We start from the raw sequence: 15,508 nt of genomic DNA on the forward strand, positions 1-15,508 counted from the left end.
CGGCGCCTCAGCGCAGCAGGTCGCGCCAGAACGCAGGTCCAAGTCCGCCCATCCGGCGCAGGAAATCCGCAAAGCTCGTGTAACGGTTCGGAAACCGCCGGCTGCGCCAGGCGTATTCGCCGATGAAGGCGCCGCCGACGATGCCGTAGTTGGCCAGGTTGGCGAACCACGACCACTGGGTGCGGGTGATCGACACCGGTGGCGTGACGCCCAGCGAGGCGAGCAGGCCGTCCGGCGTGGCAATGGCGGCGAGACCCAGGTTGAGCAGCGCCAGCAGCACCAGCAACACGGCCCAGAACGCGGTCAGCGCACGCGTATAGGCGATCAGCTCCGGTGCCAGCGGAGCATCCGGTCCACCTTCAAGCGCGAGCACGATGCGGGTGATCAACGGCGTGCGGCCATGTCGCAGCGTGCGTCCGAACATCCAGGCGATCAGCAGCACGAACGCCACCGGCACCAGCAGCAGCGGCACGCCGGCATGGCCGGCCCCATACAACCAGAAGGCCGCGCCCACCAGCAGCGGCAGCACCAGCCATGACCACGCGCGACGTGCGGCGATCGGTGCGGCCAGCAGCATCGCCACCAGCGCCAGCAGCGCGGCCAGCGACAGCACGTCGCTGCGCCACGCCGCGGCGAGGTGTGCGAGCACGCCATAGGCCAGCGCCAGCGCGATTTCAACGATCAGCAGCATGCGGCAGCGCCGTGCGGAGTCATGGGCGCGGGGCGCTCGGCATCGGGTCAGTGGGGTCGAGGTGGCGCACGACTACCCAGCCGACACCGGATGCTGTGTCCGGCGATCAGGCGGCGCGGTTTGCTTCGATATGCGCCGACAGCGCGCGCAGCGAGGCGAAGATGCGGCGGTTGTCGTCGTTGTCGGAACGCAGCTGGAAGCCGTAGCGCTTGCTGATCGCCAGCGCGAGTTCCAGTGCGTCGATCGAATCGAGGCCGAGCCCGGCATTGAACAGCGGCGCCTCGGGATCGATGTCGGCCGCGGCCACGTCCTCGAGGTTGAGCGCCTCGACCAGAAGTTCGGCGAGTTCCTGCTCTGCGGGGGTCTGGGAGGCGGAGGTCTGGCTGGACATGCGGGTTTCCATGGCTGGACTGGAGGACGGGCCGATCGCCGCGCCGCGCTATGATGCGCGCCCGGAATGATGGCATGGGCCGGCACCCGCCGCGAGATGACAGACCCCAACAGGAACGAAACCGCGGCGCCGGCACTGCTGGAGACCGATGTGCTGGTGATTGGCGGCGGGCCTGCCGGCAGCACCGTAGCGACCCTGCTTGCACGCCGCGGCTGGCGGGTGACGATGCTCGAGAAGGACGCCCACCCGCGCTTCCATATCGGCGAATCGCTGCTGCCGATGAACATGCCGATCCTCGAACGCCTCGGCGTGCTGGAGCAGGTGCGCGCGATCGGCGTGCTCAAGACCGGTGCCGATTTCCCGGTTGGCGGTGATCCCAAGCGGATCAACATGTTCCGTTTCTCGCGTGCGCTCGAACCCAAGGCCGACTACGCCTTCCAGGTGCGGCGTTCCGAATTCGACCAGCTGCTGTTCGAGCACGCACGCGCCAACGGCGTCGACGCGCGCGAACAGGTCAAGGTGGAGGCGCTGGAACACGACGCATCCGGCCGCCCGTCGCATGCGCTGGCGCGCGACGGCGCAGGCAACGCGCTGCGGGTGGGCTTCCGTTACCTGGTCGACGCCAGCGGCCGCGACACCTTCCTCGGCAACCGGCTCAAGCTCAAGCAGCGCAACCGCGGGCACCAGTCGGCGGCGCTGTTCAGCCACTTCCGCGGGGTCGAGCGGCGCCCCGGCGACGATGCCGGCAACATCACCATCGACCGCTTCGAACATGGCTGGTACTGGCTGATCCCGCTGCGCGACGACGTCATGAGCGTGGGCGCGGTGTGCTCGCCGGCGTACCTGAAGCAGCGCCGCGGCGACAACGCCGGCTTTCTGATGCAGACGCTGGCCGCGCGCCCGTCGGTGATGGCGCGCATGCAGGGCGCCGAACGCGTGGCGCCGGTGCACGCCACCGGCAACTATTCCTACCGCTGCACGCGCATGCACGGGCCCGGCTGGCTGATGGTCGGCGATGCCTACGCCTTCATCGACCCGATCTTCTCCTCCGGCGTGTTCCTGGCGATGGACGCCGGCGAGCGCGCCGCCGAGGTCGTCGACGGCGCGCTGCGCGACCCGTCACGCGAGGCGTCGCTGCAGAAGGCGATGGCGCGGCGCGCCGATCGCGGGCTGCGGCATTTCTCCTGGTTCATCCACCGCTTCACCACCCCGGTGATGCAGCGACTGTTCGCCACCCCGCGCAACGACTTCCAGATGGAGCAGGCGGTGATCTCGATGCTCGCCGGCGACGTCTTCGACAACCGCCCGGTGCGCCTGCGCCTGTACCTGTTCCGGCTGCTCTACCTCGCCAACGCGGTGGCGATCGCGCCGCAGGCACTGCGCGGCTGGCGCCAGCGCCTGCGCCGCGGCGACGTGTTCACCGGCGACACCCTGCAGGAGGGCAATCCGTGAGCCATCCATTGCCTTCCGTCTCCGACGATGTCGCGCGCCTGCGCGTCGACTACGTCGATGCCGGGATCGGGCACCTTGACGATGACGTGCTGGCCGCTTTCGTGTTCGGCCATGCAACCCCGGCGGGCAGCGACCCGCGCGTGCTGCGGGTGCCGCTGGCACCGTTCGGCGACAGCCCGGCCGAAATCTGGCGCGTGGCCGGGCCGGTCCGCCACGGCGTGGACGGCGCGATCCGCTGGGCGGCCGACGACCACCTCGCGTTCGGGGTGATCGAGCTTGCCGAAGGCGACGACGGCATCGAGGCCGCGGCTCGGCGCGCGTATGCAGCGCTGGTCGAACACGTCGGCTCCAGCGCGATGCCGCACCTGCTGCGGATCTGGAACTACTTCGACGCCATCACCCTGGGCGAAGGCGATGCGGAGCGCTACCGGCGCTTCTGCGTGGGCCGCGCCGAAGGCCTGGGTGCGTTCGACCTCGGGCGGCTGCCGGCGGCGACCGCGATCGGCCGCTGCGATGGCGAGCGCGTGCTGCAGGTGTACTGGTTGAGTGCGCGCGAGCCGGGCATCCCGGTGGAGAATCCGCGCCAGGTCAGCGCCTACCGTTACCCGCGCCAGTACGGGCCGCAGCCGCCGAGTTTCGCGCGCGCGATGCTGCCGGCCGACGGCCATGTGATGCCGCTGCTGCTGTCGGGCACCGCGGCGGTGGTGGGGCATGCCTCGCAGCACGATGGCGAGCTGCTGGCGCAGATCGAGGAAACATTCGCCAACTTCGACGCCCTGCTCGACAACGCCCGCCGGCACCGGCCCGGGCTGCCGGCGGCATTCGGGCCCGGCACGCGGCTCAAGGTGTACGTGCGCGACCGTGCCGACCTGCCGCTGGTGGCCGACGCCCTGCAGCAGCGCTTCGGCGACCGGGTGCCGCGGGTGATCGTGCATGCGGCGGTGTGCCGGCGCGAGCTGGCGGTGGAAATCGACGGCGTACACGGCTGAGCGATCGCTGCGGGCGCACCTGCGCCGGCCCACGGCCCTTCAGCAGCCGCGCGCTAGAATCCGCCCATGAATCGCCTTCCCCACCGCCCCCGGCGCATGCGCCGCGACGACTTCTCGCGCCGCCTGATGCGCGAGCACGTGCTCACCGCCAACGACCTGATCTGGCCGGTGTTCGTCCACGAACCCGCCGGCCGCGTCAAGGTGCCCTCGATGCCGGGCGTCGAGCGGGTGTCGGTCGACGAGCTGCTGCGCCTGGCCGAGGAGGCCTGCGAGCTGCGCATCCCGGCGCTGGCGCTGTTCCCGGTGACCGCGCCAGAGGCCAAGTCGCTCGATGCCGCGGCGGCGTTTGATCCGGATGGCCTCGTGCAACGCGCGGTGCGGGCGTTGAAGGCACGCTTCCCGGAGCTCGGCGTGATCACCGACGTCGCGCTCGATCCGTATACCGCGCACGGCCAGGACGGCCTGCTCGACGACGGCGGCTATGTGCTGAACGACGCCACCGTCGAGGTGCTGGTGAAGCAGGCGCTGTCGCATGCCGAGGCCGGTGCCGACGTGGTCGCACCCAGCGACATGATGGACGGCCGCATCGGCGCGATCCGCGACGCGCTCGAAGACGCCGGCCTCATCCACACCCGCATCCTCGCCTACGCGGCCAAGTACGCCTCGGCGTTCTACGGCCCGTTCCGCGATGCGGTGGGCTCAGCCGGCGCGCTCGGCAAGGCCGACAAGACCACCTACCAGATGGATCCGGCCAACGGCGACGAAGCCCTGCGCGAGGTGCAGCACGACCTCGACGAGGGCGCCGACATGGTCATGGTCAAGCCGGGACTGCCCTATCTCGACGTGGTGCGGCGGGTGAAGGACGCCTTCGGCGTACCGACCTTCGCCTACCAGGTGAGCGGCGAGTACGCGATGCTCAAGGCCGCCGCCGGCCATGGCTGGCTCGACGAGCGCGCCTGTGCGCTGGAAGCCCTGCTCGCGTTCAAGCGTGCGGGTGCCGATGGCGTGCTGACCTATTACGCCCCGCAGGCCGCGCGCTGGCTGCGCGAGGGCTGATCGCACAGCTGTCGGCCGGCTCTTCCCGCGCGTTCCGTTCGCCGGGAGTAGACTCGACCGGGCGCTGCCATGCAGCAGCCGGTGACTCTCCCACGTGACGAGGAACCCATGAGCCCCGCCGACGCAGACGCCTATCCCAGCCCGCGCTATGCCGTATTCGGCCAGCCGGTCAGCCATTCCCTCTCGCCCGCCATCCATGCCGCCTTCGGCCGCGCGCTGTCGATCCCGCTGCGCTACGAGGCCATCGAGGCCGCGCCCGCGGACTTCGCCGACGCGCTGGCGGCATTCGCCGCCGGTGGTGGTCGCGGCGGCAACGTCACCCTGCCGCTGAAGGAGCTTGCCGTCCCGCTGTGCGCAAGCCTCGGCGACAGCGCGCGCCGCGCCGGCGCGGTCAACACGCTGGTCCGCCGCGGCGACGGCTGGCATGGCGAGAACACCGATGGCCGCGGCCTGGTGCGCGACCTCACCGATCGCGCCGGGCTCGACCTGCGCGCGCGCCGCACCCTGCTGATCGGTGCCGGCGGCGCCGCCCGCGGGGTGGCACCGGCCCTGCTGGATGCCGGCATCGGCGATCTCTACATCGTCAACCGTACCGGCGGCCGCGCCGATGCGCTGGCCGATGCACTCGGCCAGCCCGGGCGCGTGCACCCGCGCTATCTCGACGATGCCGGCAAGCTCGGCGAGTTCGACCTCGTCATCAATGCGACGTCCGCCGGCCGCGGCAGTGGCCTGCCGATACTGCCGCGCAGCGTGCTCGCCCACCGCGCGGTGGCGGTGGACCTCAACTACGGCGAGGTCGCGGTGCGCTTTCTTTCCTGGGCGCGGGCCGCGGGCGCGCACGACGTGGTGGATGGCCTCGGCATGCTGGTGGAACAGGCCGCCGAGGGCTTCGCGCTCTGGCATGGCGTGCGCCCGGACACCGACGAGGTGTACCGGCAGTTGCGTTCGCGCAACGCGCTGCTGGTCACCGCGGACTGATCACCATGCATTGCCGCGACCACTGCGGCGCCTGCTGCATCGCACCGTCGATCAGCTCGCCGATCCCGGGCATGCCGCATGGCAAGCCCGCTGGCGTGGCCTGCGTGCAGCTCGACGAGCAGCTGGGCTGCCGGTTGTTCCGCGACCCGCGCCGCCCGGCGGTCTGCGGTTCGCTGCGGCCGTCGGATGCGATGTGCGGCGGCGGTCGCAGGCAGGCGCTGGAGATGCTGCTCGCACTGGAAGCGGCGACCGCGCCCTAGGCCCCGGCCTGCCGGGACCGGCAACCGCGGCCGCGGCCCCGTCCCTGCGCACGCAGTCCGCGAGGCGCCGCGCGTACCCGGGCCACGACCCCTGCAGTATCAGGGAGTCGCCGCGCGCAGGTACTCGTCCTTCAACCGCACGTAGTGGACCGCGCTGTAGCGCAGGCCTTCGATCTGCGCATCGGTGAGCATGCGCACCGGGCGTGCGGGATTGCCCACCCACAGCTCGCCATCGCCGACCACCTTGCCCGGCGGTACCAGCGCGCCGGCGCCGATCATCGCGTGGTCGCCCACGCGCACGCCGTCGAGCAGGATCGCGCCCATGCCGATCAGCGAGGCGTTGCCGATCGTGCAGGCGTGGATGATCGCCTTGTGGCCGATGGTGACGTCCTCGCCGATCACGGTGGCGAAGCCGCCGAGCCTGGCGTGCGGGCCATCATGGCTGACGTGGATCACGCTGCCGTCCTGCACGCTGGTGCGCGCGCCGATGCGCACGAAGTTGACGTCGCCGCGGATCACCGTGCCCGGCCACACCGACACGTCATCGCCCAGTTCGACATCGCCGATCACGGTGGCGGCGGGATCGACGTACACGCGTGCGCCGAGGCGTGGGTGGCGGTCGCGGTAGGGACGCAGATGCATGGCGGCACGCTTGCGGATGGGGGCCGCAGGATAACGCGGTGGTCGCGCCCACGGCGGCGTCGCGTTGCTCGGCGCGGGTGCAGTGCCGTGCCCGGCCGCAGTCACCCCGCCTGCTGCAGCGTGCGCAGCACCGACGGCAACAGCCGGAACTGCAGACGGGTCTTTCCTACAATGGCCGCGGACCGCCGAGGACATCGCCCGTGAAAATCGCCAGCTGGAACGTCAACTCGCTCAACGTGCGGATGCCGCATCTGCTGCGCTGGCTGGAGGCTGCACAGCCCGACGTCGTCGGGCTGCAGGAAACCAAGCTGGAGGATCCGCGGTTTCCCTTCGAGGAACTGCAGGCGCTTGGCTACAGCAGCGTGTTCTCGGGCCAGAAGACCTACAACGGCGTCGCCCTGCTCGCCCGCGGCATCGCGATCGAGCAGGTGCAGATCGGCATCCCCGGCTTCGAGGACGACCAGCGGCGGGTGATCGCCGCCACCATCGGCGACGTGCGCGTGATCAACCTCTATGTGGTCAACGGGCAGTCGGTGGGCAGCGAGAAATACCTCTACAAGCTGCGCTGGCTGGATGCGGTGCGCGACTGGATCGCCGACGAGATGCGCGCACATCCGCGGCTGGTGGTGATGGGCGATTTCAACATCGCCCCGGACGCGCGCGACGTGCACGATCCGGAGCTGTGGCATGACGCGCACATCCTGACCTCGGCGGCAGAACGCGCCGCGCTGCAGCGACTGCTGGCGCTCGGCCTGCACGACGCGTTCCGGCTGCACCATGACGAAGGCGGCGTCTTCAGCTGGTGGGATTACCGCCAGGCGGCCTTCCGCCGCGACATGGGGCTGCGCATCGACCTGACCCTGGTCTCCGACGGCCTGCGGGGCGCGGCCGTGGCATCGGGCATCGACCGCGAACCACGCACCTGGGAACGGCCCAGCGACCATGCGCCGGCGTGGGTGCAGCTGGTTTCGGCGCTGGACCAACGCGGATAGCCGGGCGGATCCATCGCGCCAGGAACGGGGCCGGAAGCGCTCTACCGCCGTCTCCGCGTTGACCCCGCCAAGAAGGCCACCCCTCTCTGCGTCGATCCGCGTGCATCCGCGGCAGAAGGGTTCGCGCTCTCCCCGCCTTCAGTCGAACAGCTTGCCCGGGTTGAGGATCCCGGCCGGGTCGAATACCGCACGCATCCCGCGCATCAGCGCGATCTCCTCCGCGCTGCGGGTGCTGCCGAGGTAGGGCTTCTTGACCAGGCCGATGCCGTGCTCGGCGGAGATGCTGCCGCCGTGTTCGGCCAGCAGCGCGGCCAGCAGTTCGGTGACGTGGCCGCACTGGCGCATGAAGGCGTCATCGTCGCTGCCGTCGGGCTGCAGCACGTTGATGTGCAGGTTGCCGTCGCCGATATGGCCGAACCACACCACCTCGAAATCCGGATACGCCGTTGCCAGCAGCGCCTGCGCCTGCGCCAGGAACGCCGGCATCGCGCCGATGCGCACGGCAATGTCGTTCTTGTACGGGCGATAGCGCGCGACCGCCTCGGTGATGCCCTCGCGCAGGCGCCACAGCTGCTGTGCCTGCGCCTGCGATTGGGCGATGACGCCATCGACGATCCAGCCGGCTTCCGCGCAGGCCTCGAACGCTGCCAGCCCGGCGGCCTGTTGCACGTCGTCGACCGCATCGAATTCGGCCACCACGTAGTAGAGATGCCGCGCGTCGAACGGATCCACGCCACCGTGGGCAACCACGTGCGCCAGTCCGTCCGCGGTGAGGAACTCGAACGCCTGCAGGCGCACGCGCGCGCGGAACTCGGCGAACACCCGCATCAGCACCTCGAACGAGGGCAGCGCCAGCAGCAGGGTCTGCGCCGGCGGCGGTGGATCGGTGAGTTTCAGCGTGGCCTCGACGACGATGCCGAGCGTGCCTTCCGAACCGATCGCGAGATGGCGCAGGTCATAGCCGCTGGAGTTCTTCACCAGCCCGCGGTTGAGGTCGAGCACTGCGCCGCTGCCGGTGACGAGCTTCAGCCCGGAAATCCACTCGCGCGTATTGCCATAGCGCAGCACGCGGATGCCGCCGGCGTTGGTGGCGATGTTGCCGCCGATCGTGCACGAGCCACGCGCGCCGAAATCGACCGGGTACTGCAGCCCGTGCGCGGCCGCCGCCTCGTGCACCGCCTGCAGTGCGATGCCCGGCTGCACCGTCAGCGTGCGGTCGACCGCGTCGAAGCCGAGCACGCGGTTCATCCGTTCCAGGCTCACCACCAGTTCGCCGTTCGCGGCGACGGCGCCGCCGGACAGGCCGGTGCGCCCGCCCGAGGGCACGATCGCCACGCCATGGTCGTGCGCCCAGCGCAGCAGCATCTGCACCTCGCCGGTATCGGCCGGCCACGCGATCGCCAGTGGCGCCGGTGTCCAGCGCCGGGTCCAGTCGCGGCCGTAGTGTTCGAGGTCGGAGGGGTCCACCGACACCCGCAGGGCCGGCAGTGCCTGGCGCAGGATGTCGAGTCGCGGGTCGGTCATGGGGGCAGTCGGGCGGCGGAGCGCTCAGGCTGCCAGTGCCGGCACGGCGCGTCCATCGCGTGTTGCGACGCACACAGGCCGCGCGTACCGTGGGCTCCCGCCCGCGCCGCCGCTTGCAGATGGCTGACGACCGCAAGACCTCGTTTCCGCGCCAGGACATCCGCGTGCTGCTGCTCGAAGGCATCAGCCCGACCGCGGTCGACGCGTTCCGCGCCGCCGGCTATACGCAGATCGAACTCCACGACACCTCGCTTGCCGGTGACGCGCTCGAACGCGCGATCGCCGAGGCGCATGTGGTGGGCATCCGTTCGCGCACGCATCTCGATGCCGACGTGCTCCAGCATGCGCGCAAGCTGATCGCGATCGGCTGCTTCTGCATCGGCACCAACCAGGTCGACCTCGACGCCGCCGAGCTCGCCGGCGTGCCGGTGTTCAACGCGCCGTATTCCAACACCCGCAGCGTCGCCGAGCTGGTGATCGCCGAGACGATCCTGCTGTTGCGCGGCATTCCTCGCCGGAATGCGGAGTGCCATCGCGGCGGCTGGTCGAAGAGCGCGGCCGGCAGCCACGAGGCGCGCGGCAAGACCATCGGCATCGTCGGCTACGGCCATATCGGTACTCAGGTCGGCGTGCTGGCCGAAGGCCTCGGCATGCAGGTGCTCTTCCATGACATCGAGACCAAGCTCGCACTGGGCAATGCACGTGCCGCAGCCGACCTGCACGACCTGCTGTCGCGCAGCGACGTGGTCACCCTGCATGTGCCGGAAACCGCCAGCACCCAGCGCATGATCGGCGCCACCCAGCTGGCGGCGATGAAGCCGGGTGCGCACCTGGTCAACGCCTCGCGCGGCACCGTGGTCGATATCGATGCGCTGGCGGACGCGCTGCGTTCGGGTCACGTGGGCGGGGCCGCGGTCGATGTGTTCCCGGTCGAGCCCAAGGGGGCGAGCGAGCTGTTCGAATCGCCGTTGCGCGGCCTGGACAACGTGATCCTGACCCCGCACGTGGGCGGCAGCACGCTGGAGGCGCAGGACAATATCGGCCTCGAGGTCGCCGCCAAGCTGATTCGCTACAGCGACAACGGTTCAACCCTGTCGGCGGTGAACTTCCCGGAAGTCGCCCTGCCCGGCCACGAGGGCTCGCGGCGGCTGCTGCACATCCACCGCAACATGCCGGGCGTGCTGTCGCAGGCCAACGACGTGTTCCGCGAGCGCGGCATCAACATCGACGGCCAGTACCTGCGCACCGACAGCCTGGTGGGCTATGTGGTGATCGACGTGACCGCGACCGAGTCGCAGGCGAGCGAACTGCGCGGCGCGCTGGCGGCGATCCCGGGCACACTGCGCACGCGGGTGCTGTACTGACCGCATCGCTGTACGCGGAAAACGGGGCCGGTGGCAGGGCACGGAAACGACAAGGGCGGCACATGGCCGCCCTTGTCGAACATCACGAACGCGATGCGTATCAGCGCACGCGGCCGCGACGGAACAGGTTCACGATCGCCAGCAGGATGATCGCGCCGATCAGCGAGACGACGAAACTCATGACGCTGATCTCGCCGCTGTTGATCGACGGCGCGCCCAGCATCGGTCCGATCAGCAGGCCGCCGATGAAGGCACCGATGATGCCGACGACGACGTTGAGGATGATCCCCTGCTGACCGTCCGTCCGCATGATCATGCTCGCCAGCCAGCCCACGATGCCGCCCACGATCAACCAGATGATGATTCCCATGTCCTTGCTCCTCCGTAGTCCGGGCCCAAATGCCCCTCGGGGTCGGAGTCTGCGATGGGCTGCCGTGACGACGATGTAAGCGGCGGCTGTAACCGCACCATTGCGGTCAATCCGCGCGCAGCAGGGCCAGCACGGTGTCGCGAGGGAGTTTTCCGGTGGCGTTGCGCGGCAATGCATCCACGCGACGCAGCCGCCGCGGCAGGAAGACGGGATCGATGCTGGCACGCAGGGCGGCATGGATCGCCGCTTCGTCGAGCGTCGGCGCCACCACCAGCGCGGCGATGCGACGCACGCCGCCGGCGTCGGCCTCGTCGAGCTGCACCACCACACCGTCGACCACGCCCGGCACCGCGAGCAGGCGTGCGGTGAGGTCGCCCAGCGAGGCGCGCTTGCCGGCGATCTCCAGCAGGTCGGCCTGGCGCCCGCGCAGCAGGAAGCGGCCATCGGGCAGCAGCTGCACCAGGTCGGCCAGCACCACCGGCGCCGGCAGGTGCGCGGCTTCCACCGCCGTGCCATCGGGCTGCGGCTGCAGGCGCACGCCCGGCAACGGCGTCCAGGCGTCGTCGATGGCGGTGCGGCGGCGCGCGATGATGCAGGTCTCGGTGGAGCCGAACATCTCGCGCACCTCGCCGCCGAAACGCGCCTCGGCCGCGGCCGCCAGCGCCCGTGGCAGCGGCGCGGTGGCGCTGACGATGCCCGCCAGTTCGGGCAATGCGACGCCGGATTCGACCAGCGCGCGCAGGTGCACGGGCGTGGTCACCAGCAGCCGCGGCGCATCGATGGCCGCCAGCGCGGTCGCGATGTCATCGGGAAAGAACGGCCGCCCGCTGTGCACCGCGGCGCCCCCCAGCAACGGCAGCAGCACCGACATCTCCACCCCGTACATATGCTGCGCCGGCACCGTGGCCACGATCGCCGGCGCATCACTGCCGTGCAGGCCTGCCAGCGCCGCCAGGTTCTGCTGCACGCCGTCGGCAAAATCGCGCCAGCGCTTGGGATTGGCCTTCGGCGCACCGGTGCTGCCGGAGGTGTAGCCGATCGCGACCACGTGGTCGCAGGGGATCCGTGGCACGCCGCCGGGAGCCTGCGGAAGCTCGAGCGGTACCGGCACGAAATGCGGCAACGGCGCCAGGGCGTCGCAGCCGCAGGAGTCGGCATCGCCGAGGCAGTAGCTGTCGGGGTGCCCGGCGCGCACGTCGTCGATCGCGGCGCGCGTGCGCGACGGCGGCAGCAGGGTGGTCTGCCCACGCGCGGCCACCGCGCAGAACGCGACCAGGAACCGGTAGCGGTCCTCGCACAGGTTGACCGCGTAACGCCGATCCGGCAGCCGCGCGGCCAGCCCACGGACTTCGGCGAGGAATCGGCTGAGCGACACTCGCACCCCGGCGACGATGGCGATGGTGCGGCCGGCGTCGCCGATGGCGAGCGGCAGGTCGCGCAAGTCGGCGCGGGCGGGGCTGTCGATGATGGCGGACATGCGTGCGGCGGACGCCGGTTCCTCGTGTGCGGAGAGGCAGGGCGCGGCCGGGCGCGCGAACGTCGATAGCTTACGCTGCGCGCCTGATGCGCACGCAAACGCCCGCCCGCGATCCCGACGCGCCGCTGTCCGCCGGCGCCCTGCGCCTGGGCACGATCGACTGCGCGTGGCGCCCGTACACGCGCGGCGATCGCGCCGAGCCGCAGGTGCGCGCCTGGCTCGCGGACCTGTTGCCCGGCGACGTGCCTGCACTCGAACGCGACATCCACGGCCGCCCGCGCTGGCCCGATGCCATCGGCGCCGAGGTCAGCTGGAGCCACAGCGGCGGCGGCCTGCTGATGGCCCTCGCACGCGGGCTGCGCGTGGGCTGCGACCTCGAGTGGATGCGGCCGCGCATGCACGGCCTGGAACTCGCGCGGCGCTTCTTCCACCCGCGTGAGGCCGCCTGGCTCGAGTCCCTGCCGGTACCGGTGCGCGAACGTGTCTTCGTGCGCCTGTGGTGCGCCAAGGAGGCGGTACTCAAGGCGCATGGCCGCGGCATCGCCTTCGGCCTGCACCGGCTGGAGTTCGCCGAGCGCGGCGATGCGCTGGCCCTGGTCGACTGCGATGCGGCGCTGGGACGGCCGCAGGACTGGTCGCTGCATGCGTTCGAGCCGGCGCCGGGCTACCTCGCCACGCTGGCATGGTCGCCGCTGCCGCCGGCGGGCGGCGACCTACAATAGGCCGATGCCCACCTCCGCCCATCCGCAGCAGCAACGCCTGCTCCACGGCCTCGACGCGCTCGGCCTCGACCCCGCCCTGGCCACCCCGCTGCTGGCCTATCTCGACCTGCTGCAGCGCTGGAACCGCACCTACAACCTCACCGCGATCCGCGACCCGGACGCGATGGTGGTGCTGCACCTGCTCGATTCGCTGGCGATGGCCGCCCATGTCGGCGGGCTGCGCACGCTGGCCGACCTCGGCACCGGCCCCGGGCTGCCCGGCATCCCGCTGGCGATCACCCATCCGCAGCTGCAGGTGGCGCTGGTCGAATCCAATGGCAAGAAGGCGCGGTTCCTGCGCGAGGCGGTGCGCACCCTCGGCCTGGGCAATGCGCGGGTGCTGGAAGCGCGCGCCGAAGCCGTTGCCGAACCCGGCGCATTCGAGGCGATCACCGCGCGCGCGCTGGCCACCCTGCCGGACATCCTCGCGGTGGGTGGACACCTGCTCGCCGCCGACGGCCAGCTGCTGGCGATGAAGGGCACGCGCCCCGACCAGGAGATCGCGGCACTGCCGGCCGGCTGGCGCCTGCTGTCGGTGGAGGCACTGTCGGTGCCCGGCCTCGGTGCGGAGCGCCATCTGGTGCGGGTGGGACGGGCCAGCGCACCGGCCTGAACCCGCGCCCTGCCCACGCGTCCCGGGTCCGGCATAATCCCGGGCCGGCCCGCTTTTCACGCGCGTGCCGTTCCCTAGTCTTCGAGACACGCTGCAATGGCCCGGATCATCGCCATCGCCAACCAGAAGGGCGGCGTCGGAAAGACCACGACGTCGGTCAATCTGGCGGCGGCGCTCGCTGCCACGCCCAAGCGCGTGCTGCTGGTCGACCTCGATGCACAGGGCAACGCGACCATGGGCAGCGGCATCGACAAGCGCGACCTGCACGCCTCCACCTACGACGTGCTGCTTGGCGGATTGCTGGCCGAGGACGCGCTGATGGAGACCGCCGAGCACTTCGACCTGCTGCCGTCCAACACCGACCTCACCGCGGCCGAGATCGAGCTGATGGACGAGGAAGGCCGCGAACAGCGCCTCAAGCGCGCGCTCGAGCCGCTGAAGCCGCGCTACGACTTCATCCTGATCGACTGCCCGCCGGCGCTGTCGCTGCTCACGCTCAATGCGCTGACCGCGGCGGATTCGGTGCTGGTGCCGATGCAGTGCGAGTACTACGCGCTGGAAGGCATCAGCTCGCTGCTGGAAACCATCGACGCGCTGAAGGCGCGGCTGAACCCGGCGCTGGAAATCGAGGGCGTGCTGCGCACCATGTACGACGTGCGCAACAACCTCACCAATGCGGTTTCCAACGAGCTCGACCAGCACTTCGGCGACAAGATGTTCCGCACCGTGGTGCCGCGCAACGTGCGCCTGGCCGAGGCCCCGAGCCATGGCCAGAGCATCATCGGCTACGACCGCGGTTCACGCGGCGCGATCGCCTACCTCGGGCTGGCCGGCGAGATCCTGCGCCACCAGCGCGAGCGCGGGCAGCCCGCGGCAGCGCCGCTGGGTGCGCCCGCCGAACTGGTGCAGGCGGGTTGAGCATGCGCATGCATCGGTCCGTCCGCATCCACGCCGCGCGCAGCGCGCACGGCGCCCGCCATGTCCGCACAGGGGGAGCGGCATGACCGCAACGAAGAACCGTCCAGCCACCAAGAAGGGCACGCTGGGCCGCGGGCTGAATGCCCTGCTCGGGCCGCAGGGCGCCGCCGCGCCGGCGCTGGAGGCGACGCCGGCCGACACCCTGCAGAACCTGCCGATCGACGCACTGTCGCCGGGCAAGTACCAGCCGCGGCGGACGATGAGCGAGGACAAGCTCGACGAGCTCGCGGAATCGATCAGGGCGCAGGGGGTGATCCAGCCGATCGTGGTGCGCGATCTCGGCGGACGGAAGTTCGAGATCATCGCCGGCGAGCGTCGCTGGCGCGCCTCGCAGCGCGCCGGCCTGGCCGAAGTGCCGGTAGTGGTGCGCGAGGTCGACGACCGCACCGTCATCGCGATGGCGCTGATCGAGAACATCCAGCGCGAGGACCTCAACCCGCTGGAGGAAGCACAGGCGCTGCAGCGGCTGATCGACGAATTCATGCTGACCCACGCGCAGGCCGCGGCCGCGGTCGGCCGCTCGCGTGCGTCGGTGTCCAACCTGCTGCGCCTGCTGGAACTGCCGCCGGCGATCCGCATCCTGGTGGAATCCAGGCAGCTGGAGATGGGCCACGCCCGCGCGCTGCTGACGCTGTCGCCGGAACTGGCCAGCAAGCTCGCCTCCGAGGCGGTGGCCAACGGCTGGTCGGTGCGCGAGGTGGAACACCGTGCGCAGCAGTTCGCCGAAGGCCGCATCCCCGCGCGCAAGCCGAAGTCCGGCGCCAAGGCGCGCCCGCAGCAGGCCGATATCGCGACGCTGGAAAACGAGCTGTCGGCGTCGCTCGGCGCCAAGGTCGCCATCGCCCACGGCCGCGGCAACAAGGGCCGGCTGGTAATCCACTACACCGACCTCGACACGCTCGACGGGCTGCTGGAGCGGCTGCGGCGGTAGGTCACAGCGCACCGGGGTCCGGTGCTGACCATCAGGCGT

The 15,508-nt window shown here is 70.8% G+C and carries 17 protein-coding genes; 11 read left to right on the plus strand and 6 right to left on the minus strand.

Annotated elements, in window-relative coordinates:
* Positions 1–7 precede the first annotated feature (7 nt).
* Together E5843_RS13295 and E5843_RS13300 are read right to left on the minus strand one after the other, a co-directional pair.
* Positions 8–691 carry a COG4648 family protein gene (locus E5843_RS13295; protein ID WP_244240790.1) on the minus strand — a complete coding sequence of 228 codons (684 nt, stop codon included), beginning with the start codon at positions 689–691 and terminating at the stop codon, positions 8–10.
* Between the two features lie 106 nt (positions 692–797).
* Entirely contained in the window at positions 798–1,082 is a 285-nt protein-coding gene (locus E5843_RS13300) for a phosphopantetheine-binding protein (RefSeq protein WP_136412915.1), read from the minus strand.
* Positions 1,083–1,178: 96 nt separating this feature from the next.
* Here E5843_RS13300 and E5843_RS13305 point away from each other — a divergent pair, with 96 nt between their 5' ends.
* From E5843_RS13305 to E5843_RS13325, 5 genes are all read left to right on the plus strand, one after another.
* Positions 1,179–2,534 (plus strand): NAD(P)/FAD-dependent oxidoreductase, encoded by a 1,356-nt coding sequence (locus E5843_RS13305; RefSeq protein ID WP_136412916.1) that lies wholly within the window; start codon positions 1,179–1,181, stop codon positions 2,532–2,534.
* Positions 2,531–3,523 carry a chorismate transformation FkbO/Hyg5 family protein gene (locus E5843_RS13310; protein ID WP_166816030.1) on the plus strand — a complete coding sequence of 331 codons (993 nt, stop codon included), beginning with the start codon at positions 2,531–2,533 and terminating at the stop codon, positions 3,521–3,523. Before E5843_RS13305 ends, E5843_RS13310 begins: the two co-directional genes overlap by 4 nt.
* 66 nt (positions 3,524–3,589) lie before the next feature.
* Positions 3,590–4,579 carry a porphobilinogen synthase gene (hemB, locus tag E5843_RS13315; RefSeq protein WP_136412917.1) on the plus strand — a complete coding sequence of 330 codons (990 nt, stop codon included), beginning with the start codon at positions 3,590–3,592 and terminating at the stop codon, positions 4,577–4,579.
* 108 nt (positions 4,580–4,687) lie between these two features.
* Positions 4,688–5,557 (plus strand): shikimate dehydrogenase, encoded by an 870-nt coding sequence (aroE, locus tag E5843_RS13320; RefSeq protein ID WP_134674385.1) that lies wholly within the window; start codon positions 4,688–4,690, stop codon positions 5,555–5,557.
* 5 nt (positions 5,558–5,562) lie between these two features.
* Entirely contained in the window at positions 5,563–5,817 is a 255-nt protein-coding gene (locus tag E5843_RS13325; protein WP_136412918.1) for a YkgJ family cysteine cluster protein, read from the plus strand.
* Between the two features lie 99 nt (positions 5,818–5,916).
* Here the strand turns inward: E5843_RS13325 and E5843_RS13330 are convergent, their stop codons facing one another.
* Positions 5,917–6,459, minus strand: a complete 543-nt coding sequence (locus tag E5843_RS13330) for a gamma carbonic anhydrase family protein (RefSeq protein ID WP_136412919.1) — start codon at positions 6,457–6,459, stop codon at positions 5,917–5,919.
* Positions 6,460–6,659: 200 nt separating this feature from the next.
* On the opposite strand from E5843_RS13330, the gene xth reads away from it, so the two are divergent.
* A complete protein-coding gene (xth, locus tag E5843_RS13335; RefSeq protein ID WP_134674403.1) occupies positions 6,660–7,451 on the plus strand; it encodes an exodeoxyribonuclease III in 792 nt (263 codons plus the stop codon).
* 138 nt (positions 7,452–7,589) lie between these two features.
* Here xth and E5843_RS13340 read toward each other — a convergent pair whose 3' ends face one another.
* Positions 7,590–8,975 (minus strand): FAD-binding oxidoreductase, encoded by a 1,386-nt coding sequence (locus E5843_RS13340; RefSeq protein WP_136412920.1) that lies wholly within the window; start codon positions 8,973–8,975, stop codon positions 7,590–7,592.
* A gap of 119 nt (positions 8,976–9,094) precedes the next feature.
* Here E5843_RS13340 and serA point away from each other — a divergent pair, with 119 nt between their 5' ends.
* The gene (gene serA / locus E5843_RS13345) at positions 9,095–10,339 is read left to right on the plus strand and encodes a phosphoglycerate dehydrogenase (RefSeq protein WP_136412921.1); all 1,245 of its coding nucleotides are present in this window, start codon (positions 9,095–9,097) and stop codon (positions 10,337–10,339) included.
* A gap of 100 nt (positions 10,340–10,439) precedes the next feature.
* Here the strand turns inward: serA and E5843_RS13350 are convergent, their stop codons facing one another.
* Both E5843_RS13350 and E5843_RS13355 read right to left on the minus strand, forming a co-directional pair.
* Positions 10,440–10,709 carry a GlsB/YeaQ/YmgE family stress response membrane protein gene (locus E5843_RS13350; RefSeq protein WP_134674406.1) on the minus strand — a complete coding sequence of 90 codons (270 nt, stop codon included), beginning with the start codon at positions 10,707–10,709 and terminating at the stop codon, positions 10,440–10,442.
* A gap of 106 nt (positions 10,710–10,815) precedes the next feature.
* Positions 10,816–12,186: an AMP-binding protein gene (locus tag E5843_RS13355; RefSeq protein ID WP_136412922.1), complete on the minus strand. Its 1,371-nt coding sequence runs from the start codon at positions 12,184–12,186 to the stop codon at positions 10,816–10,818.
* Between the two features lie 86 nt (positions 12,187–12,272).
* Here E5843_RS13355 and E5843_RS13360 point away from each other — a divergent pair, with 86 nt between their 5' ends.
* From E5843_RS13360 to E5843_RS13375, 4 genes are all read left to right on the plus strand, one after another.
* Positions 12,273–12,908: a 4'-phosphopantetheinyl transferase family protein gene (locus E5843_RS13360; protein WP_136412923.1), complete on the plus strand. Its 636-nt coding sequence runs from the start codon at positions 12,273–12,275 to the stop codon at positions 12,906–12,908.
* Between the two features lie 4 nt (positions 12,909–12,912).
* Entirely contained in the window at positions 12,913–13,560 is a 648-nt protein-coding gene (rsmG, locus tag E5843_RS13365; protein WP_136412924.1) for a 16S rRNA (guanine(527)-N(7))-methyltransferase RsmG, read from the plus strand.
* Positions 13,561–13,656: 96 nt separating this feature from the next.
* Positions 13,657–14,478 (plus strand): ParA family protein, encoded by an 822-nt coding sequence (locus E5843_RS13370; RefSeq protein WP_134674410.1) that lies wholly within the window; start codon positions 13,657–13,659, stop codon positions 14,476–14,478.
* A gap of 82 nt (positions 14,479–14,560) precedes the next feature.
* A complete protein-coding gene (locus tag E5843_RS13375; protein WP_134674411.1) occupies positions 14,561–15,469 on the plus strand; it encodes a ParB/RepB/Spo0J family partition protein in 909 nt (302 codons plus the stop codon).
* Positions 15,470–15,508: the final 39 nt, after the last annotated feature.

Source organism: Luteimonas yindakuii (genome assembly GCF_004803715.2).
Taxonomy (GTDB): domain Bacteria; phylum Pseudomonadota; class Gammaproteobacteria; order Xanthomonadales; family Xanthomonadaceae; genus Luteimonas; species Luteimonas yindakuii.